Genomic DNA, 19,641 nt, shown 5'->3' with positions numbered 1-19,641 from the left:
CCCAGCATGGCACGATCGTTACTCGTGAGTTGGTTCGAGCGGCGTACGTGGCAGGAACCCGGTTGGACGCCCGCGGACATCGTGGCCGCGAAGGGTGACCGGACGGTTTCGGTCGTGCTACCGGCGCTGGACGAAGAGCGAACCGTGGGTGACGTCGTCGCGTCGGTGCGTCCCCTCCTCGGGAGCGTCGTCGACGAGCTCGTCGTCGTCGATTCCGGCTCGACCGACGACACGGTGCGAACCGCCGAGGCCGCGGGCGCGCGGGTGGTCCGCCGCGAGGACGTCCTGCCGGACCTGCCGCCGGTGCCCGGCAAGGGCGAGGTGCTGTGGCGGTCCCTGGCCGCGACGAGCGGCGACTTCGTCGTCTTCCTCGACTCCGACCTGGTCGACCCGGACCCGGCGTTCGTGCCCTCGCTGCTCGGCCCGCTGGTCACCGAAAGCGGTGTCCACCTGGTCAAGGGCTTCTACCGCCGCCCGCTGCGGCTGGAGAGCAGCGGCGGCGGGCGCGTCACCGAGCTGCTGGCGCGGCCGGTGCTCTCGGCACTGCGCCCGGCGCTCGGCGGCCTGATCCAGCCCCTCGGCGGCGAGTACGCGGGCACCCGCGAGTTCCTCGAGTCGGTGCCGTTCGCGGCCGGCTACGGCGTCGAGATCGGCCTGCTGCTCGACGCCGAGGCGCGGTACGGCCTCGACGGGCTCGCGCAGGTCAACCTCGGTGTTCGCAAGCACCGGAACCGGTCCCTCGCCCAGCTGGGCGCGATGTCCCGGCAGATCCTCGGCACCGCACTGGACCGCTGCGGCGTCCCGGCCGCCGACGCGCCGTTCACGCAGTTCGTGCAGGTCGACGAGGAGTGGCTGCCGGACGTCACGGAGGTCCGGGTCGCCGACCGGCCGCCGATGCGGGACGTACTCGCCCGTCCTCGAGGGTGAGCACCTCGTCGAAGCCGGCGAGGTGCTCGGGGCGGTGGGTGACGAGCACCACGCTGCCCTCCGCCTTCGCGAGGACCCGCGCCAGGACGGCGTCGCCGTGGGCCGGGTCGAGGCCTTCGACGGGCTCGTCGAGCACCAGGACCTTCGGTGCGGCCAGGACCGCCCTGGCCAGGACCAGCCGTTGCCGCTGACCGCCGGACAGCGCGTCGCCGTCGGGGCCGGTGTCGCGGTCGAGGTCCACGTCGAAGCCGGCGGTTCCGCAGGCGTCCCGCAGCTCGTCGTCGGTCGCGTCCGGCTTGGCGAGCAGGAGGTTCTCGCGGACGGTCGTGTGGAAGACGTGGGCGTCGGCTTCGGCGCCCGAGACGATCGCCGGCAGGTCCCGGTACTCGCCGAGCGGATGGCCGTCGAGGGTGACCCGGCCGTCGGTCGGCGCCTGGCTGCCGAGCAGGAGGCGCAGCAGCGTCGTCTTCCCGGCACCGCTGGGGCCGAGGATCCCGACGCGCTTGCCGGGCGGCAGGTCGAGGTCGACGTCCTTGAGCGCCGGAGGCCGTCCGGGGTGCCGGACACCGGCCTTTTCGAGCCGGAAATGGCCCTCTCGCGCGGTACGGGGGCCTTCCGGCACGGCGGGTTCGGCGAGCACGGCCCGCACCCGGGCCGCGGACGCGCGGATCTCGGGCACGCGCCGGGCCGCGCCGATCAGCGGGAGGACGACCTCGAAGGCCGTCACCGCCGCCAGGGTCAGCGCCGCGGTCCACGGAACCGAGGCGTGGCAGAGTAGCGCGACGGCGACGGAGGTGCCGAGCTGGACGAGCACGCCAGCCGCGCTGACCAGGGCGGTCTTGGCCGCGGCCGCCCGCTCGCCCGCGGTGATCTCGTCGACGACGTGCGTGGCGCGTTGCCGGTGTTCCTCGAGCGCTCCGGCGGCGACGAGCTCCCGATGCCCGGTGACGAGCTCGACGGCAAGTTCGGCGAGCTCGGCCCGCCTCGGGGCACTTTCCCGCGCCGCCTCGGCGGTGAGGCGGACGACCAGCCACGGAAGAACCACCCCCGCGACGACCAGCCCGGCGGCCAGCGCCCCGGCGGCCGGCAGCGACGCGGTGGCCGTGACACCGGCGGCGACGGTCCCCACGAGCCCGGCGACCCCGGCGGGCAACAGCCACCGCAGGACGGCGTCCTGCAGAGCGTCCACATCGGACACCAGCCGGGTGACGAGGTCGCCGCCGGAGTACCGCGCGCCGGGGACGAGGGCCTGGTAGACGCGGGACCGCAGCTCGCCGAGCCACCGGAGGACGACGTCGTGCCCGGCGAGCCGTTCGGCGTACCGGAGGCCACCGCGCAGGAGGGCGAGGGTGCGGACGGCGACGATGGCGACGGTGAGGGCGGCGAGCGGCGGCCGTTCGGCGGCCCGCAGCAGCAGCCAGGCGGCGGTGGCCATCAGGGCCAGGGCGGCCAGTTCGGCGGCGGCCCCGAGGAGTCCGGCGCGGAGGAGCCGGAGCACGTCCTTTGTGGACAGGTTCACGCCGCCACCTCCGCGCCGACCCGGCCGCCCCGGAGTTCGAGCACCCGGTCGGCGAGGGAGACCATCGCCGGGCGGTGGGCCACCAGGACCGCCGTCCGGCCCGGGAGCAGCCGCCGGGTCGCCGACAGCACGGTCTCCTCGGTCTTGGCGTCCAGCCGTGCCGTCGGCTCGTCGAGGAGGAGCAGGCCCGCCGAAGTCCGGGCGAGCGCCCGCGCGAGGCCGACCCGCTGCCGCTGCCCGGCCGACAGGACTTCGCCCAGCTCACCCACCGGCGTCTCATAACCCGCCGGGAGCCTCGCCGCCACCGAGTCCAGGGCCGCCGCCCGGGCCGCCGCCGGGATGTCCGCCGACGGGACGCCGAGAGCGATATTCGAAGCCAGCGGCCCCCGGAACAACGTCGGCCGCTGCGGCACCCACGCCACGTCGGCCAGCCAGTCCGCGGGCGACAGGGAACGCAGGTCCACCCCGTCGACCAGGACCCGGCCCGCGGACGGCGGCACGAACCCCAGCAGCACCGCCAGCACCGTGCTCTTGCCCGCCCCGCTCGGCCCGACCAGCGCCACCCGTGCCCCGGCCGGCACCGAGAAGTCCACTTCGGACAGTGCGGGCACCCCGTCGTAGGCGACCGAGACCCGCTCGAAGACCACCGAAGGCGCACCCCGCCGCCGGGTGAGCACCGCCGAGCGGGACCGGACGACCGGCACGGCGAGGGCTTCCCGCAACGCCGCCAGCCCTTCCGCCGCCGCGTGGAACTTCGCGCCCGCCGCCCGCAGCGGCAGGTACGCCTCGGGGGTCAACAGCAGGATCAGCAGCGCCGGACGCGCCTCGAGACCGCCCGAGAGCAGCCGGAACCCGATCGGCACCGCCACCAGCGCGACCGAGAGCGTCGCCACCAGTTCCAGCACCAGGGCCGACAGGAACGCCACCCGCAACGTCTTAATGGTCGCGTCGGCGTGCGCGGCCGCCATCGACCGCACGGTCGCGGCCTGCTCGGCGGCCCGGCCGAACACCTTCGCCGTCCCGAGCCCGCGGACGGTGTCCAGGAAGTGCCCGCCCAGCTTCGCCAGCAGCTCCCACTGGACGACCGCCTTCGCCTGCTTCCCGACCAGGACCGCGAACACCGGGATCAGCGGCAAGGTGACGACCACGACGAGGGCCGAGGTCAGGTCCGTCGTGAACAGCCGGACGATCACCGCGACCGGCACCACCACCGACACGACCAGCGACGGCAGGTACCCGGTCAGGTAGCTGTCCGTGGCGTCGACCCCGCGCGTGATCTGCGTCGCGACGACGCCGGCCCGGTCCGAAGCGGACCCGAGCAGCCGGCGCCGCAGCGCGCCGCGGACCGAGGCGGCGAACCGTCCACTGAGGACACCGTGGCCCCATGCGAGCGACGCCCGCGCGGCGATGGCCACGACCAGGAGCAGCGAAACGCCGCCGCCGGTGAGCAGCGTGGCGAGCCCCTCCGCCTGGAGGAGCACCGAAGCCGCGGTGAGCACCGCGAGCAAGCCCAATCCGGCCAGGTACCGCCGGAGTCCGGGTAGCGCAGGCACGGCGTCCCCCTAGAAGTGCAGCAGCGAGCGCTGGTCGACGGGACGGCGGTGGGCACGCCAGGTCAGCCACTGCACGACCAGCAGCACCAGCACCGCGGGCGGCGCGAACCAGGCGAGCACGGCGAGCGTCTCCGCCGCCGTCGCCGCCTCGTCGAGCGTCAGTGCGTACCCCGGCGAAGCCAGCACGGTGGGAAACCGCAGCGTCCCGGCGAGCAGCGCCGGGCAGGCGGCCAGGACCATCGACCCGACGAGCGCGACCCGGTACCGCCGCACCGCCAGCCCGAGCCGGGCCACGGCGAACGCCGCGAACGCCACCGCGGCGACGACCGCACCGAGCACGGAACCGCCGTCGAGCGCGAAGTAGCCCCACACCGCGGCGATCACGAGGAACGCCAGCACCGGCGCCGAGAAGGCGCGCGCCAGCCGCACCGCGCGGCCGGTCAGTTCGGCCGGGGCCCGTACGGCCAGGAAAGCCGCCCCCTGCAAGCAGAACAGCGCGACGAACCCGAGTCCCCACAGCACCGCGTACGGGGAGAACAACGCGAGGACGTCTCGCGAAGGCGAGCCGTCCGGGGACAGCGGCAGCCCGAGGACGAGATTGCCGAGGAACAGGCCCCACGACAGCGCCGTCACCAGCGCGCCGCCGACGATGCCCGCCGTCCAGGCGCCGCGGCGGGCGTCCGGGCGGCGGCTGCGCAGCTGCATCGACGCGGTGAACGTCACCAGGCCGAGCAGGAGCGTCACGACCAGGACGTACGCCCCGGCGAACACCTTGCCCTCCAGGTGCGGGAACGCGCCGAAGAGCAGGCCGACGGCCGCGATCAGCCACACCTCGTTGGCCAGGAAGAACGGCCCGAGCGCGCCGAGCGTCTGGCGCCGCCGCCGCTCGTCGGCCTCGAACGCGGGCAGCAGCATGCCGACGCCGTAGTCGTACCCCGCGAGCGCGAAGTACCCGCAGGTCAGCAGGCCCAGGAGGCCCCACCAGAAGGTCGTCATCGGTCAGACTCCGCTCAGGACGGGCTGCTCGGCGGGCGCTTCGACCGGCTCCGGGCCGCGCCGGGCGACGCGCGCCATGAGCACCCAGTCGGCCACCGCGAGCGCGGCGAACAGCAGTGTGAAAGCGATGAAGGAGAACAGGATCTGGCCGGCCGGGACGTCCGCGATCGCGTCGGCGGTGCGCAGCTTCCCCCAGACCAGCCACGGCTGGCGGCCGAGTTCGCGCACCAGCCAGCCCATGATCGCGGCGGCGAACGGCAGCGGGATGGCCGCGACCATCAGGTAGTGCAGGAACCGCGCCTTCGTGAGCCAGTTCCGGAACAGCAGGAGCGTGCCGAGGAGCGCGCAGAGGAACATCAGGAACCCCAGCCCGATCATGGCGCCGAGCGGCACGCCGACCGCGCTTTCGCCCAGCTTGTCCGGCTGGTACGTCTTCAGCTCGCCGAACTGCGCGAAGCCCTGGTTGACGACGAAGATCGAGCCGACGAGCGCCGCCACCACACCGATCCGCATCGACCGCCGGAAGAACTCGACCTCGGTGGTGCGCTTGAGGAAGTGCCAGGCGCTGACGCCGACGACGAAGAACCCGCCGGTCACCAGCGCGGCGCTGAGGACGTGCGGCAGGGAGGCGACCAGCGCCGGGTTCGAGAACAGCGCGCCGAAGTCGTCGAGGCGCAGGGTGCCGTTCTCGACCCGGCTGCCGACCGGGTTCTGCAGGAACGAGTTGGCCAGCATGATGAACAGCGCCGACGCGTACGCGGTCAGCGTGACCAGCCAGAGCAGCGTCAGGTGCAGCCACTTGTTCATCCGCCCGAAGCCGAAGATCCACAGGCCGAGGAAGGTCGATTCGAGGAAGAACGCGACCAGCGTCTCGATGGCCAGCGGCGCGCCGAAGACGTCGCCGGCGAAGGCGGACAGGCCGGTCCAGGTCAGCCCGAACTGGAACTCCATCACGATCCCGGTGCCGATCCCGAGCGCGTAGTTGATCACGTACAGGCGGCCCCAGAAGCGCGTCATCCGCAGGAGCTCGGGCCGGCCGCCGAGCGTCCAGCGCGTCTGCATAACGGCCACCAGCGTGACCAATCCCAGGGTGAGCAGCACGAACAGGAAGTGGAACGAGGTCGTCGTCGCGAACTGGAGTCTCGCGATCGGAAGAGCGTTCATGTAGACAGGCTACACATAGTCTGTCTACATGTAGCGAGCCGATGTGTAGACTGCGTACCCATGAAGGCGGACACCCTGCGCGGACACCTCGACGCGTTGCTGCTGGCCGTGCTCGACGGCCGGAAACTGCACGGCTACGCGATCATCGAGGCGCTCCAGCTGCGCAGCGACGGCGCGCTCGACCTGCCCACCGGCACCGTGTACCCGGCGCTGCGCCGGCTCGAGCGGGCCGGCTGGCTGGCCAGCGAATGGGACGTCGTGTCCGGCCGCAAGCGGCGGACCTACCGGCTGACCCGCTCCGGTGAGCAGGCCCTGGCCGCGGAACGCGCCGAGTGGCGGGAGTTCACCACGGTCATCGGGGGAGTGCTGGGGACATGATCGACGAATACCTGGGGGAGCTGGACCGCAGACTGCACGGCTGCGGCCGGTTCAAAGCCGACCTGCTCGAGGAAGCCCGGGACGGGCTGCACGACGCCGCCGACGCCTACCGCGCGGGCGGCTGGAGCGACGAGGACGCGCAGCGCCGGGCGGTCGCCGACTTCGGTCCGGCGGCCGTCGTCGCCCGCGACTACCAGGCCGAGCTGGGCATGCTCAGCGGTGTCCGCACGCTGTGGAAGCTGGTGCTGGGCGTGCCGGCGATGCAGATCGCGTGGGACTACGCGCGGATCCTCACCTTCGGCGAGTGGACGCGGCTGTCGACGCCGTCGCCCGAGTGGTACATGGTGATCACGCGGGTCTCCCACGGCGCGGTGTTCCTCGTGCCGGTGATCGGCCTGGTCGCCCTGCTCGGGATCCGCTGGCTGAGCCGCCGCATCGACGGCACCGGGCTCGCCCGGTTCTGCGGGGTCCTGATCGCGCTCGCGGTCGGCGTCAACATCGGCTCCATCGGGCTGCTCATCGCGGCGACCGGCGTCGTCGACGTTTCGCGGCTGTTCCTGAGCGTCCCGTGCGCGCTCCTGATGTTCGCCTGGGTGGCGCTTTCGATCCGGCTCGTCGTGCTCGCGAGACGTTCCTGGGGTGGGTATGCCACGATCGTCGCGTGACGACCGCGCTGATCTACCTCGTAGTCATGCTGCTGGTGGCGGCCGTGGTGTTCCTGCTCGCCGCGGTGGTGTTCGGCCGGGGTGAGGAGCTCGCCCCGCTGCCGCCGGGCAGCTCGCCCACCCGGCTGCCCGCCGAGGACATCACCGGCGAGGACCTGACCGAGGTCCGGTTCCAGCTGGTGCTGCGCGGCTACAAGATGTCCGAAGTGGACTGGGTGATGCGGCGGCTCGGCGTCGAGCTCGACGAGCTGCGCGCCCGCGTCGCCGAGCTGGAGCAGCGCGAACGCGAGCGGGAGAGCACGTCCTCGCCCGAGGCTTCCCCGTGACGGACCTGATCCTCTCGGTCGAGGTCCGCGCCCCGGCCGGGACGACCTGGCTCGCGCTGACCGACTGGGCGCGCCAGGGCGAGTGGATGCTCGGCACCGAGGTCGAGGTGGTCGAGGGCAACGGCCGCAGCGTCGGCTCGCGGCTCTCGGCGTTCACCGGCGTGGCCGGGGTCGGCTTCACCGACACCATGGAGATCACCAGCTGGGAGCCGCCGGTGCGGTGCGGGGTCCGGCACCTCGGCAGCTTCGTGGCCGGCACCGGCGTGTTCCAGGTCGTCCCGAAGGGCGCGGCGCGCTCGACGTTCGTCTGGGCCGAGCACCTGCGGCTGCCGTTCGGGCCGCTGGGCCGGCTCGGCTGGCCGGTCGTGCGGCCGGCGTTCGCGCTGGGGGTGCGCCTGTCGCTGCGGCGGTTCGCGCGGTTCGCGGAAAACTATTCGGTGGGTGGGGATGAGTGAGCTTTTCGGCGCCGACGGCGTCGCGCGGTGCAGCTGGGGCAATTCGACCCCGGATTACGCTGCGTACCACGACGAGGAGTGGGGCGTTCCGCTCCACGGGCAGGACGAGCTGTACGAGCGGCTGTGCCTCGAGTCGTTCCAGTCGGGGCTGTCGTGGATCACGATCCTGCGCAAGCGCGAAGGCTTCCGGAAGGCGTTCAAGCAGTTCAAGCCGGCGAAGGTGGCGAAGTTCGGCGACACCGACGTCGAGCGGCTGATGCAGGACGCCTCGATCGTGCGGAACCGGGCGAAGATCCTGGCCGCGATCAAGAACGCGCAGGCGATCGCCGCTTTGGACGAGCCGCTGGACGACTTGCTGTGGTCCTTCGCGCCCTCTTCGCACCAGCGCCCTCGCACCATGGCGGACGTCCCGGCCATCACCGACGAGTCCAAGGCGATGGCCAAGGAACTGAAGAAGCGCGGGTTCGTCTTCCTCGGCCCGACGACCTGCTACGCCCTGATGCAGGCCACCGGCATGGTCGACGACCACGTCGAAGGCTGCTTCCGCGCCTCGTGAGTGTTTAGGCGGGTTAGAACCCGCCTAAACACTCACGACCAGCCGCGGCAGACTGCTTACTTGCCCTGGAAGGCCGGCTTGCGCTTGCCGACGAAGGCCTCGACGGCCTCGGTGTGGTCGGCGGTCTTGCCGAGCGCGGTCTGGGCGGCGTCCTCGGCGTCGAGGGCCTCCTCGAACGTCGACTGCGCGGCCAGGTTGAGCACGCCCTTGATCTTCGCGTAGGCGACGGTCGGGCCGGCCGCGAGCTTCGCCGCCACCTGCTGGGCGCGGGCGGCGAGCTCTTCGTCCGGCACGACCTCGCCGACCAGGCCGAGCCGCAGCGCCTCGGCCGCGTCGACGGTCCGGGCCAGCAGCATCAGCTCGGCGGCGCGGCCGTAGCCGACCAGCCGCTGCAGCGTCCAGGACGCGCCCGAGTCCGGGCCGAGCCCGACGTTGGCGAAGGCCATCAGGAACGACGACGACTCGGCGGCGATCCGCAGGTCGCTGGCGTAGGCGAAGGCGGCCCCGGCGCCGGCGGCGGTGCCGTTGACCGCCGCGATCACCGGCTTCGGCATGGCCACGATCGCCTGGACGATCGGGTTGTAGTGCTCCTTCACGGTGTGTAGCGGGGCGGGGTCACCCGCTTGCAGCAGCCCCACGTGCTCCTTCAGGTCCTGGCCGGCGCAGAAGGCCTTGCCGGAACCGGTCAGCACGACCGCGCGGACTCCCTCGTCGCCGGACGCCTCGCGCAGCGCCGCGAGCAGTGCTTCCTTCAGCTCCACGGTCAGCGAGTTGTACGCCTGCGGCCGGTTGAGGGTGAGGGTGCGCACCCCGTCGGCGTCGGCGGTCACCAGGACGTCGGATGTGGTCACGTCTTCTCCTTGCGCGGAAAACTTCGGTCGGCCGAGAGTCTTTCACCTCGCGCGGGCCGCATACCAGCACCGATACGGCGGCAAAAGATCGGTCCGCTGATGCGCCCGGCCGCTGATGAGGGACAATGGACACCAGACCCGGCTGGCTTTCACGCGAGCGCGACCCGGGCGCGCCGGTTGAGACGGAGGGAGCACGCTATGGCGGCCATGAAGCCCCGGACCGGAGATGGTCCCCTCGAAGTGACTAAGGAGGGGCGGGGCCTCGTGATGCGCGTACCGCTCGAAGGTGGTGGGCGACTCGTCGTCGAACTCTCCGCGGAAGAAGCGAAGGACCTCGGCGCCGCACTGGCGGAGGTCACCGGCTGAGCCGGCTCCCTCGATCCGTCCTTCCGTCGCACCCCGGTCTCCCTGCGGAGGCCGGGGTCGCGGTTCCTCTGCGCCCGAAGGTTGCTCACTGTGCGTAATCCGCTACCGCCCGTTCCGGCTACTCTCCTCGACATCGAAGTCGCGGCCGACCTCCGCCGCGGCGTCCCGACGGCCCGGCTGGTGGCCGCGCCCGACAACGATGACGTCGAGCCCTTGGAGATCGAAGGCGTCCGGATCACCGGCAAGGCGGGCGACGTCCAGACGGTGCCCGGGGGCGGGCCGCGCTGGATCGCGGGCCTGGGCGGCGGCGAGCCGAAGGAGTACCGCAAGACGGGCGCGGCGCTGGTCCGCGCGCTGAACGCGGCGCTGGCCGAAGACGTCGAGAACGGCGGGAAAGTGTTCCGCGCGGTGCAGCTGGAACTGCCCGAGGAGGCCGCCGGCGAGCACGTCACCGAGCTGGCGCTGGGCCTCCTGCTGGGCGGCTACCGGTACAAGGTGACCGGCGAAGCGCCTTCGCCGTCCGTGCGGACGATCCGGCTCGTGGGGAGGGACCCCGCGTTGCCGGCGCTGGTCGAGCGGGCCTCGGCGCTGGCCGCGGCGACGGCGCTGACGCGGGACCTCGCGAACACGCCGTCCAACGTGAAGACCCCGGCCTGGCTGGCGGACACGGCCGCCCGCGTGGCCGGCCCGCGCGTCGAGGTGACGGTGCGGGACGAGAAGTGGCTCGCGGCCGAGGGCTTCGGCGGCGTCCTGGCCGTCGGCGGCGGTTCCGCGCGGCCGCCGCGGCTGATCGAAATGGCGTACCAGCCGCCGGGGGCTTCGACGCACCTGCTCCTGGTGGGCAAGGGCATCACGTTCGACACGGGCGGCCTGTCGATCAAGCCGGCCGACGGGATGCACCTGATGCGCACGGACATGGCAGGCGGCGCGGCGGTGATCTCGGCGATCCGCGCCATCGCGGCGCTGGGGCTGCCGGTCCGGGTGACGGCGCTGGTGCCGTGCGCGGAGAACCACGTGTCGGGGTCGTCGTACCGGCCGGGCGACATCGTCCGCCACTACGGCGGCAAGACGACCGAGGTGGGCAACACCGACGCCGAGGGCCGGATGGTCCTGGCCGACGCGCTGGTCTACGGGATCCGCCGGTTCTCGCCGGACTACGTGGTCGACGCGGCGACGCTGACCGGCGCGATGAAGGTCTCGCTGGGCCTGCGCACGGGCGGCCTGTTCGCCTCGGACTCTTCGCTGGCGGCCGCGGTGGTTTCGGCGGGCGCGCGCGTGGGCGAGGCCTGGTGGCGGATGCCGCTGGTGGAGGACTACGCGGAGAACGTCCGCGGCGAGTTCGGCGACGTCCGGCAGACGCCCGGCGGCCCGGGCGGCATCACGGCGGCGTTGTTCCTGCGGGAGTTCACCTCGGGCCTGCCGTGGGCGCACCTGGACATCGCGGGCCCGGCCCGGTCGGAGAAGAACTACGACGAGGTCGTCCCGGGCGCGACGGGCTTCGCCGCGCGGACGTTGGTGGAGCTGGCGGCTTCGCTGGGCTGACGGCCGGTCGTTCCCAGGACGTGGTCGCGGAACCCGGTGACCGCCGGGGTCAGCGGCTCCTCCGCCCGCCACACGAGCCCGATCGTCCGGAACGGCGGCGGCGACAGCGGCACCTCCGCCACGCCGGCCGGCGTGCCCGGCCCGAAGCGCGGCAGCAGCGCCACGCCCAGGCCGGCCGCCACCAGGCCGCGCACGGTGTCCGACTCCTGGCCTTCGAACGCGATCCGCGGCGTGAAGCCCGCTGCCGCGCAGAGCTCGTCCGTCAGCGTCCGGACGCCGTACCCCTGCTCGAGCAGCACGAATTCCTCGTCGGCGAGTTCCGCGACCCGCACTTCGCGGCGTCCGGCCAGCCGGTGGCCCGCCGGGACCGATAGCAGGATTTCCTCGTCCACCAGGCCCGCGCAGGCCAGCACCGGCACGTCGGGCAGCGGCGCCACCAGGGCGAGGTCCAGCTCGCCGCCGGCCAGCCGGTCGACCATGTCCTGGCGCGAGCCCTGGACCAGCGTGAACCGCACGCCGGGGTAGCGCGCCCGGTACCCGCGCAGCAGCGACGGCACCAGCGACCGCCCGAGCAGGTGCAGGAACCCGAGCACGACGTGCCCCGACTCCGGCGACACCTCCTCGCGCGCCAGCCGCACGCCGGCGTCGAGCGCCGCCAGCCCGCGCTCGGCCGCCTCGGCGAGCAGCTCCGCCGCGCGCGTCAGCCGGATGCCCCGGCCGTCCGGGACGGTCAGCGGTGCCCCGAGGGCGTCCGCCAGTGCCGCGAGCCGGCGGCTGACGGTCGGTTGCGGGACGCCCAGCAGTTCGGCCGCACGTGTGACGTTCCTCGTCTCCCGGAGCGCGGCGAGCAGCGGCAGGTGCGGCGCGACCTGCGCGGACAGTGAGTCATACGGCACCGTATCGATTGTGCCACCCGGGTGCATTAGACGTATTGGTTAGTCCTGCTTACTTTCGGGAGGTGACTTCCACCCGCCGAGTCAAGACGGCCGTCGCCGCGGCCGGGATCTCCTCGTTCGCCCTGCTCTACGCGCCGCAGCCGGTGTTGCCGCAGCTGGCGGCGCAGTACCACCTGGACCCGGGTGGCGCGGCGCTCGCGGTGAGCGTGGCGACCGGCGCGCTGGCCATCGCGGTGCTGCCGATCGCGGCGCTGTCGGAGGTGGTCGGCCGCCGTCCGGTGATCCTGACGTCGGTCATCGCGTCGGTGGTGTTCGGCCTGCTGCTGCCGCTGATGCCGACGTACCCGGCCCTGCTGGTGTTGCGCGCGCTGCAGGGCGTCGCGATCGCGGGGTTCCCGGGGGTGGCGGCCGCGTACCTGGCGGAGCGCCTGGGCCGCGCGGGCGTCGCGGCGGCAGTCGGAGCGATGATCGCGGGCAACACGATCGGCGGCATGCTCGGCCGGCTGGCCAGCGGCTTCACGGCAGGCCCCCTCGGCTGGCGCGGCGCCTTGCTGGTGGTGGCTTGTGTCGGGGCGGTGTGTGCGGCGGTGACGGTCGTGACGCTGCCGCCGGGCCCGCGCCCGGGCCGTGCCGGTGGCGTCGGCCGCGGGCTGCTGACGGCGCTGAGCAAGCCGGTGCTGCTGGCGCAGTACGCGGTGGCGCTGCTGGCGATGGGCTCGTTCGTCGCCCTGTACAACGCGGCGGGTTTCCGGTTGACGGGGTCCCCGCTGGAGTTGTCGCCGGCGGTGGCTTCGCTGGTTTTCCTGGCTTATGCAACGGGCTCGGTGTCATCGGCGGCGGCCGGGCGTCTGGTGGCGCGGGTGGGGCGCCGCCGGGCGCTGATCGGGGCGCTGCTGCTGACGGCGACGGGCGCGGCCCTGACGCTGCCGGACTCGTTGCCGCTGGTCATCGCGGGGTTCTTGGTGCTGACGTGCGCATTCTTCGCGGCCCACGCGGTCGCGAACGGCTGGGCCGCGGCGGACGCCCCGGAGACGGCCCGCGGCCAGGTGGGCGGAATGTACACGGCGACGTACTACTTGGGCAGCAGCGTCGGCGGAGCGGCGGGGGCGTGGGTGTACGGGCATGCGGGGTGGTCGTGGCTGATCGCGGCGGTGGCGGTGTGGCTGCTGCTGGCGGTGGCCGCGGTGGGCGTCGGGACGCGGGCCCGGGCGGAGCGGCTTGAGCTGGTGAATGCCGGGTGAGCGCGTGCCGCCACCTCGAAGCCCGATGGTGACTACGGCCGGCCGTGTTCTGGCTTCGGATCGGGGTTGCGGGGGGTGTGGGTGCCGTGGTGGTCCTGCCGCGTCCCACCCTTGCTGCAGGAGCGCTCAGGTAGCCGCGCCGACCAGCAGTCCGCCGCCCACCGGCAGCAGCGCCGGGACCAGGCGCTCGTCCTCCCGGAACGCCCGCGCCACCTCGCGCAGGGCCAGCGTCTCCGGGTCCCGGTGTGCCGGGTCGATCACCCGGCCGCCGGCCAGCACGTTGTGGAACGCGATGATGCCGCCGCGCCGCAGCAGCGACACGCCCAGCTCGTAGCAGCCCGGGTACTCGATGTGCGCGGAGTCGACGAACACCAGGTCGTAGCCGCCCGGCGTGAGCCTCTGGAGCACGTCCAGCGCGCGCCCGATGATCAGCCGCGTGCGGCCCGGGGCGAAGCCGGCCTCGCGGAACGTCGCGCGCGCCGCCCGCTGGTACTCCGGCTCGACGTCGATCGACGTCAGCACGCCGTCGGGGGCCATGCCGCGCAGCAGGCTGAGTCCGCTCACCCCGGCGCCCGTGCCGACCTCGACGACCGCCTTCGCGCACAGCGTCGCGGCCAGGAAGCGCAGCGTCGCGCCCGCACCCGCGCTGAGCGGGGTGCAGCCCAGGTCCTCGGCCCGTGCCCGCGCCGAAGACAGCACCTCGTCGTCGGGCAGGTACCCGTCGACGAACCCGGAATCGGCCGGTGCGGCCGCAGGGGTGGGCGTGTTCACGCACGGAGGTTAGCGTTGGTTGTCGATAAATCCGCGCAGGCTCCCGGTAAGCACCCGGGAAGAAGTTCTCAGCCTGCTCTCAGTCCAGTCTCACTAGAACCATAAGGAGTCCGGAGAGACTGAAATCCGAACACACGGGAACACCGTGCCGAGGGCCCGCGTTGGGTGGAGCAGACAGGAGTAACGCTGATGGAGGTGCCTGCTCCCACGATGCAGAACGCCGTAGCCGACGCCGGGGCTCAGCCCGTGTCCCTCGACGAAGCGGCCTGGACGCCGCCGTCCTGGGACGAGGTCGTGCGCGAACACGGTGACCGGGTCTACCGGCTCGCCTACCGCCTGACCGGCAACACCCACGACGCCGAGGACCTCACGCAGGAGACCTTCATCCGGGTCTTCCGCTCGCTGGCGTCCTACAAGCCCGGCACGTTCGAGGGCTGGCTGCACCGGATCACCACCAACCTGTTCCTGGACATGGCGCGCCGCCGCTCGCGCGTGCGGATGGAAGGCCTGCCCGAGGACACCGACCGCATCGTGGGCGACGACCCGAGCCCCGAGCAGGTCTACACCGACACCCACCTGGACCCGGACCTGCAGGCGGCGCTCGACGAGCTGCCCCCGGAGTTCCGCGCCGCCGTCGTGCTGTGCGACGTCGAAGGGCTGTCGTACGAGGAGATCGGCGCGACGCTGGGTGTCAAGCTGGGCACCGTCCGCAGCCGCATCCACCGCGGGCGTCAGGCGCTGCGCGCGTCGCTCGAGCGACGGCGCGCTTACGCACCGCAGTCTGCGAAGGTGTCAGTATGACCGCACCGCGAGGCTGGGCACTCCCCGAGTCGCACTTGCTGCCGGAGGTCGTGGTGGCGTTCGTCGACGGCGAGCTGTCCCACGGCGCACGTGACCGAGCGGCATCGCACATAACGCGCTGCACGGCCTGCGCGGCCGAGGTGCGCGCGCAGCGCCAGACGGTCGAGACGATCCGCCGCGCCGGCGCGCCGTCGATGTCGGCGGGGTTCTTGGCGAGCCTCCAGTCGATCCCGCAGCAGACGGAGTTGCCGAGCACCCCGGACAACCTGGCCATCACGGCCGACGGCCAGCTGGTCGCGGTCCAGCGCCCCGACCGCGTCGCGGGCCTGCGCGATTCGGGCGTGTTGGGTGGGGTGGCGCCGTTGGGATCATCGGCGCCCTTGGGCCAGTCCCCGAACGTCCTGGGAGGCGGCCGCTTCAAGCGCCGCGCGGCGCAGGGGGCCGGAGTGGTGGTGTCAGGCCTGGTGCTGAGCGCGCTGGCGTTGGTGGGGACATCAGCGGACGGCGACGGAGCCCCGGAGACGGGCGGCGGAGCCCCGCAGCCGGCGAACCTCCTGCCGGCCCAGATGGCGGTGCCCCAGCAACCGGCCCCGGTCTCGACCCCGGCAACCACAACCCCGGCGGCGGTACCGGCGGGCATCCGCTGAGCGAACTTTGAAGGCCGCTGCGAACCAGCTTCGCGGCGGCCTTCGGTGTGTCCGGGCTCCGCGGTGCCGGTTCTGCGCGCAGCCGCGGGAGTGGCGCGGCCCAAGGCTCCGGCAGGGGTGTAGCGCCCCAGGTGCGGCGGGGCGTGAACGGCACCCCACCCAGACCTCCCCCACCACCCCGATCCGAAGCCAGCACGCGGACGGTGGTGCCGGGTCAAGGCACGCTTTCCCGCCTTGACGCGGTACCACCGGCCGTAGTGACAATCACGGCTTCGGGGTGGTGGGCCAGCGAGTGCCACCCGCAAAAAAAGACCTCGCAGGCCCCGCCCTCCCTGGCAGGGTTCCGGCAAAGTCGTTTGTGCTGGTCATGTGGTGATTCCGAAGAGTGTGAGTGGCCGGGTGGGGTTTCGGGCCATCCGGCGCAGGCCTGGGGCGATGCTGGTGTGGCCTGCGGTGCGCTGTGCGCTGATGGCGAGGTTGCGCAGGGAGGCCATGGCTCGGGGTCCGGTGCGGGTGCGGATGCGGGAGGCGTCTTCGTTGTAGGTGGTGTCGCGGACCCAGTGCAGCCGGTTCTCGATTTCCCAGTGCCGGTGCAGGTGGGTGGCGATGGCAGCCGGGCTGGTGCCGGCGGGCAGGCTGGTGACGCCGTAGCCGGTGTGGGTTTCGCGGGTGCTGGTGGCACGGTCGGTGCGGTAGCGGGTGATCTGGAAAGTCTGTGCGCTGGCGGGGAAGCCGAGATCCTCGGGGGCGGGCATCGTTTCGATGGTGCGTTGTTCCAGGCGGCCGTGCCCGATTCCGGTGCTGGTGTGGTGGGTGGCGTGGGGCCAGGGCAGTGCGGTGAGGCGGGTGTGGAGCCGGTGCTGGTTCGCTTTGACGGTGAACACGTAGTGCGCGCCGCGCTGGTCCAGGTAGCGGGCGAGGCCGCGGGTGGTGTGCAGGGCGTCGGCGGTGACCACGACACCGGTCAGGTCCAGGGTGTCCAGCAGTGGCTGCATCGAGGTGATCTCGCTGGTCCCGGAGGTGACCTGCTGCTGGGCCAGCACCGTGCCGTTGTGGTGGGTCAGTGCGGAGAGCAGATGGACTCCGGTGCCGCCGGTGCGGGCGAAGGTGCCGCGCAGGGATTTGCCGTCCACCGCGATCGCTGCGTGAGTGCCGGTGTGGGTGGTGATCCAGCCGCTGACCGCGGTGTCGAGGTCGTCGCCGTCGATGTCGATGTCGATGTCGCAGAGTACTCGCCGGATGGTGGCCTCGTCCGGGGGAACGTGCCGGTCGCGGCGGGGATCGAACCGGGTGCCAAGCCGGGCCAGCACACGTTGTGGTGCGTCGGCGGCCCATTCCCCGATCGCGGTGAACGACTGGGCCCCGGCCGCGACTGCGGCCGCAGCCAGCGCCAGGACCGATCCCAGTGAATGCCTCACCCCGCGCCGCTTCCGCGGATCGGGTACGAGAGCCAGGTAGTCACGCAGGTCAGCTACGTGGTCGAGGTCGGCAGAGGCCAGCTGGGCCAGCACAGCGGGTATGGGAGAAGATGCAGCAGCAGGCACAGCTCTCTCACAGATCATGGGCTTCGACACCCACATGATCACCACCGGGAGCCGTGCCTGCCTGCACCGACACGACTTTGCCGGAACCCTGCCCTCCCAGGGGGGCGTCCCCAAGTCCAGCCTATCCCCACCCCCCGACGGAAACCGCCGCTCACAGTCTCCCAAGGCGGTTTGTCCACATCACCCTCACGTTGTGGACCAGGGCTCAAGAAACAGCCACTTCACCCGTGGACCGGCAGACTCGGAGCACTGGGCTTGGGTATCGTCACGCCCAGCCACCTGATCTTCTGCACCGGGGAATGATGACCGAGCCGAACGAGAATCCCGAGCAGCCCGGCGCGCGTGAAGCCGACCGGCTGGGCCCGCGGCCGCTCGCGCGGCCGGCCGTCGATCCGGCGCAGGCCGCCGTGTTCGGCAGGCCGCAGGGGGTCGACGGGGCGTTCGACAAGCTCTACTCGCCGCAGAAGGCCAACGGCGTCAACCTCGCCCCGCCCGCTCCCGAGTCGCTCGCCGAGGCCTTCCGGCGGCCGCCCGGGGCCGAGGGCGTCCTGCTCGAACGGCCGCGGGAAGCCACCGGTGACGCCTCCGAGGCCGAACCGCCCCTGTGGACCGGTACCCGCGATCCCTGGCGTGATCCCGGGGCCGCCGCCGTCCTCGCCGGGCCCGCCATGCCCGCCGAAGACGAAGAAAAGCCCGCCAACCGGCCCCCCGGCGCGCTGCTCAGCCTGCCCGAGGTGCTTTTCGGACGGCGCGTGCAGCCGAAGGCGCTCGTCCTGCTCGGCGTCGTCGCCCTGCTCATCGGCGCCGCCGGCGGTGTCGTCGGGTGGTGGGCCGCCGACACCGGCACCGAGCTCACCGGCTCCGCCACCATCGCCGAAGCCGAGGCCGGCAAGGAACGCCCCGCCGGGTCCGTCGCCGAAATCGCCAAGCGCGTCGCGCCCGCCGTCGTCTCGCTCGAGGTGTTCAAGCCCGGCGCCGAATCCGGCGAACAGGGCTCCGGTGTCATGATCGACCCGCAGGGCTACATCCTCACCAACGAACACGTCATCGCCTCCGCCGCCGCGGATCCGGGCGTCAAGGTCACCGCCGTCTTCATCGACGGCACGCGCACCGAGGCCAAGCTCGTCGGCGCCGACCAGAAGACCGACCTCGCCGTCGTGAAGGTCAACGTCACCAACCCGACCGTGCTGCAGGTCGGCAAGTCCGCGGACCTGCAGGTCGGCGACACCGTGATGGCGATCGGCTCGCCGCTGGCGCTGCAGAACTCGGTGACCGCCGGCATCGTCAGCGCGCTGAACCGGCCGATCACCGCGGGCGGCGACAACGGCGCCCCGCCGGTCACCTACGAGGCCATCCAGACCGACGCCGCGATCAACCACGGCAACTCCGGCGGCGCGCTCGTCGACTCCACCGGCGCGCTGGTCGGCATCAACTCGTCGATCCGCTCGGCGGGCGCCGACGGCGGCAGCATCGGCATCGGCTTCGCCATCCCGAGCGACTACGCGATCAAGATCGCCAAGGCGCTGATCAAGGACGGCAAGGTCCAGCACGCCGACATCGGCATCAACGCGTCGTCGACGGTCGCCGGCTCGTCGACGATGGGCGCCCAGGTGAAGAACGTCGCGCCCGGCGGCCCGGCCGCGAACGCAGGCATCAAGGAAGGCGACGTCATCACGAAGATCGGCAACCGGCTCGTCCGCGACTCCGCGGAACTGACGGTCGCGGTCCGCGCGCACGACGTCGGCGAAGTGGTCCCGGTGCAGCTGGCCCGCGACGGCGCCAGTTTCGTCGTGGACGTAACCCTGGCTTCCGACTGAGTTCCCGCGTTCGGCCTGCCGGAGCGCGGCGGTCGGCGGGTACCCTGGGCGGGTAGGTTCTTCTTCGGAGGTTGACTGGTGTTCGAGAGTGTCGGATGGGGCGAAATCCTCGTCCTCATCATCGCCGGTCTGTTCATCCTCGGCCCGGAACGGCTGCCGGAGGCGGCGTCCTGGCTCGCGAAGAGCGTGCGCAAGGTCCGCGAGTTCGCGACCGGCGCCAAGGAACAGCTCCGCGAGGAGATGGGCCCGGAGTTCGACCAGCTGCGCAAGCCCCTGGAAGACCTCCGCGGACTGCGGAACTTCGACCCGAAGCGAGTCGTGACGCAGCACCTGTTCGACGGCGACGCCGATCCGCTCGGCCTGAAGGGCATCACGAACGGCAGCAGCACCCCGGCGAACGGGACCAACGGCTCGAACGGCTACCTGGCCGGCCAGACCCAGTCCGCGCCGGAGCCGCTCAAGCCGGGCGAGCGCCCGCCGATCGACCCGGACGCCACCTGACTTCCGCAGTTCTCTCATGCGCCCCAATGTGGCGTTGGGGGGGGTGTACGCACACGACCCCACACATGGTGGGGTCAACACAACCCAAACCACCAAGGGGCGGGGGGGGGGATCAGATATGTCGA

At 72.4% G+C, this 19,641-nt stretch carries 21 protein-coding genes; 13 read left to right on the top strand and 8 right to left on the bottom strand.

All coding sequences use genetic code 11. The features are described from left to right. The first annotated feature begins 24 nt into the window (after nucleotides 1–24). Nucleotides 25–927, top strand: coding sequence for a glucosyl-3-phosphoglycerate synthase (locus ACWEF6_RS37720; RefSeq protein ID WP_449687333.1), 903 nt, complete (start codon nucleotides 25–27; stop codon nucleotides 925–927). Here the strand turns inward: ACWEF6_RS37720 and cydC are convergent. Genes cydC through ACWEF6_RS37700 form a run of 4 tightly spaced genes read right to left on the bottom strand, consistent with a single transcriptional unit; the run spans nucleotide 863 to nucleotide 6,159 of the window. Further along, nucleotides 863–2,440 (bottom strand): thiol reductant ABC exporter subunit CydC, encoded by a 1,578-nt coding sequence (gene cydC / locus ACWEF6_RS37715; RefSeq protein WP_449687342.1) that lies wholly within the window; start codon nucleotides 2,438–2,440, stop codon nucleotides 863–865. The genes ACWEF6_RS37720 and cydC overlap by 65 nt on opposite strands. A 2-nt stretch (nucleotides 2,441–2,442) precedes the next feature. Continuing rightward, nucleotides 2,443–3,999, bottom strand: coding sequence for a thiol reductant ABC exporter subunit CydD (gene cydD, locus ACWEF6_RS37710; RefSeq protein WP_449687332.1), 1,557 nt, complete (start codon nucleotides 3,997–3,999; stop codon nucleotides 2,443–2,445). A gap of 9 nt (nucleotides 4,000–4,008) precedes the next feature. Next, nucleotides 4,009–4,995 (bottom strand): cytochrome d ubiquinol oxidase subunit II, encoded by a 987-nt coding sequence (gene cydB, locus ACWEF6_RS37705; protein WP_449687331.1) that lies wholly within the window; start codon nucleotides 4,993–4,995, stop codon nucleotides 4,009–4,011. Nucleotides 4,996–4,998: 3 nt separating this feature from the next. Beyond that, nucleotides 4,999–6,159: a cytochrome ubiquinol oxidase subunit I gene (locus tag ACWEF6_RS37700; RefSeq protein WP_449687330.1), complete on the bottom strand. Its 1,161-nt coding sequence runs from the start codon at nucleotides 6,157–6,159 to the stop codon at nucleotides 4,999–5,001. A 60-nt stretch (nucleotides 6,160–6,219) separates the two neighbouring features. Between ACWEF6_RS37700 and ACWEF6_RS37695 the strand changes: the two genes are divergently transcribed. The 5 genes from ACWEF6_RS37695 to ACWEF6_RS37675 are packed head-to-tail and all read left to right on the top strand — an operon-like array spanning nucleotide 6,220 to nucleotide 8,539. After that, nucleotides 6,220–6,537, top strand: coding sequence for a helix-turn-helix transcriptional regulator (locus tag ACWEF6_RS37695; RefSeq protein WP_091304396.1), 318 nt, complete (start codon nucleotides 6,220–6,222; stop codon nucleotides 6,535–6,537). Beyond that, entirely contained in the window at nucleotides 6,534–7,202 is a 669-nt protein-coding gene (locus ACWEF6_RS37690; RefSeq protein WP_449687329.1) for a permease prefix domain 1-containing protein, read from the top strand. Before ACWEF6_RS37695 ends, ACWEF6_RS37690 begins: the two co-directional genes overlap by 4 nt. Further along, on the top strand, nucleotides 7,199–7,528 hold the full coding sequence (locus ACWEF6_RS37685; RefSeq protein ID WP_449679848.1) for a DivIVA domain-containing protein: 330 nt from the start codon (nucleotides 7,199–7,201) through the stop codon (nucleotides 7,526–7,528). The genes ACWEF6_RS37690 and ACWEF6_RS37685 overlap by 4 nt, the downstream gene beginning before the upstream one ends. Further along, nucleotides 7,525–7,983 (top strand): SRPBCC family protein, encoded by a 459-nt coding sequence (locus ACWEF6_RS37680; RefSeq protein WP_449687328.1) that lies wholly within the window; start codon nucleotides 7,525–7,527, stop codon nucleotides 7,981–7,983. Before ACWEF6_RS37685 ends, ACWEF6_RS37680 begins: the two co-directional genes overlap by 4 nt. Next, complete coding sequence (locus tag ACWEF6_RS37675; protein ID WP_449687327.1) at nucleotides 7,976–8,539, top strand: DNA-3-methyladenine glycosylase I; 564 nt, start codon at nucleotides 7,976–7,978, stop codon at nucleotides 8,537–8,539. The genes ACWEF6_RS37680 and ACWEF6_RS37675 overlap by 8 nt, the downstream gene beginning before the upstream one ends. 56 nt (nucleotides 8,540–8,595) lie before the next feature. Here ACWEF6_RS37675 and ACWEF6_RS37670 read toward each other — a convergent pair whose 3' ends face one another. Continuing rightward, nucleotides 8,596–9,390 (bottom strand): enoyl-CoA hydratase-related protein, encoded by a 795-nt coding sequence (locus tag ACWEF6_RS37670; protein ID WP_449687326.1) that lies wholly within the window; start codon nucleotides 9,388–9,390, stop codon nucleotides 8,596–8,598. Nucleotides 9,391–9,588: 198 nt separating this feature from the next. Between ACWEF6_RS37670 and ACWEF6_RS37665 the strand changes: the two genes are divergently transcribed. Further along, nucleotides 9,589–9,756 (top strand): DUF3117 domain-containing protein, encoded by a 168-nt coding sequence (locus tag ACWEF6_RS37665; protein ID WP_013222969.1) that lies wholly within the window; start codon nucleotides 9,589–9,591, stop codon nucleotides 9,754–9,756. Between the two features lie 90 nt (nucleotides 9,757–9,846). Then, the gene (locus tag ACWEF6_RS37660; protein WP_449687325.1) at nucleotides 9,847–11,298 is read left to right on the top strand and encodes a leucyl aminopeptidase family protein; all 1,452 of its coding nucleotides are present in this window, start codon (nucleotides 9,847–9,849) and stop codon (nucleotides 11,296–11,298) included. Here the strand turns inward: ACWEF6_RS37660 and ACWEF6_RS37655 are convergent. Next, nucleotides 11,223–12,221: a LysR family transcriptional regulator gene (locus ACWEF6_RS37655; protein ID WP_449687324.1), complete on the bottom strand. Its 999-nt coding sequence runs from the start codon at nucleotides 12,219–12,221 to the stop codon at nucleotides 11,223–11,225. The two genes, ACWEF6_RS37660 and ACWEF6_RS37655, sit on opposite strands and share 76 nt — an antisense overlap. A 35-nt stretch (nucleotides 12,222–12,256) precedes the next feature. Between ACWEF6_RS37655 and ACWEF6_RS37650 the strand changes: the two genes are divergently transcribed. Continuing rightward, a complete protein-coding gene (locus ACWEF6_RS37650; protein ID WP_449687323.1) occupies nucleotides 12,257–13,435 on the top strand; it encodes an MFS transporter in 1,179 nt (392 codons plus the stop codon). 126 nt (nucleotides 13,436–13,561) lie between these two features. Here ACWEF6_RS37650 and ACWEF6_RS37645 read toward each other — a convergent pair whose 3' ends face one another. Next, a complete protein-coding gene (locus tag ACWEF6_RS37645; protein ID WP_308670016.1) occupies nucleotides 13,562–14,206 on the bottom strand; it encodes an O-methyltransferase in 645 nt (214 codons plus the stop codon). A gap of 210 nt (nucleotides 14,207–14,416) precedes the next feature. Here ACWEF6_RS37645 and sigE point away from each other — a divergent pair, with 210 nt between their 5' ends. Next, nucleotides 14,417–15,007 (top strand): RNA polymerase sigma factor SigE, encoded by a 591-nt coding sequence (sigE, locus tag ACWEF6_RS37640; protein WP_310971363.1) that lies wholly within the window; start codon nucleotides 14,417–14,419, stop codon nucleotides 15,005–15,007. After that, entirely contained in the window at nucleotides 15,004–15,654 is a 651-nt protein-coding gene (locus tag ACWEF6_RS37635; RefSeq protein ID WP_449687322.1) for an anti-sigma factor family protein, read from the top strand. Before sigE ends, ACWEF6_RS37635 begins: the two co-directional genes overlap by 4 nt. 365 nt (nucleotides 15,655–16,019) lie before the next feature. Here the strand turns inward: ACWEF6_RS37635 and ACWEF6_RS37630 are convergent, their stop codons facing one another. After that, a complete protein-coding gene (locus ACWEF6_RS37630; protein ID WP_449687341.1) occupies nucleotides 16,020–17,234 on the bottom strand; it encodes an ISAs1 family transposase in 1,215 nt (404 codons plus the stop codon). A 263-nt stretch (nucleotides 17,235–17,497) separates the two neighbouring features. On the opposite strand from ACWEF6_RS37630, the gene ACWEF6_RS37625 reads away from it, so the two are divergent. Together ACWEF6_RS37625 and tatB are read left to right on the top strand one after the other, a co-directional pair. Continuing rightward, the gene (locus ACWEF6_RS37625; protein WP_449687321.1) at nucleotides 17,498–19,015 is read left to right on the top strand and encodes a trypsin-like peptidase domain-containing protein; all 1,518 of its coding nucleotides are present in this window, start codon (nucleotides 17,498–17,500) and stop codon (nucleotides 19,013–19,015) included. Nucleotides 19,016–19,093: 78 nt separating this feature from the next. Continuing rightward, on the top strand, nucleotides 19,094–19,516 hold the full coding sequence (gene tatB / locus ACWEF6_RS37620) for a Sec-independent protein translocase protein TatB (protein ID WP_043784308.1): 423 nt from the start codon (nucleotides 19,094–19,096) through the stop codon (nucleotides 19,514–19,516). Nucleotides 19,517–19,641: the final 125 nt, after the last annotated feature.

The sequence above is a fragment of the Amycolatopsis sp. NPDC004772 genome, assembly GCF_053601215.1.
This window is presented reverse-complemented; position numbering and strand designations above follow the sequence as displayed.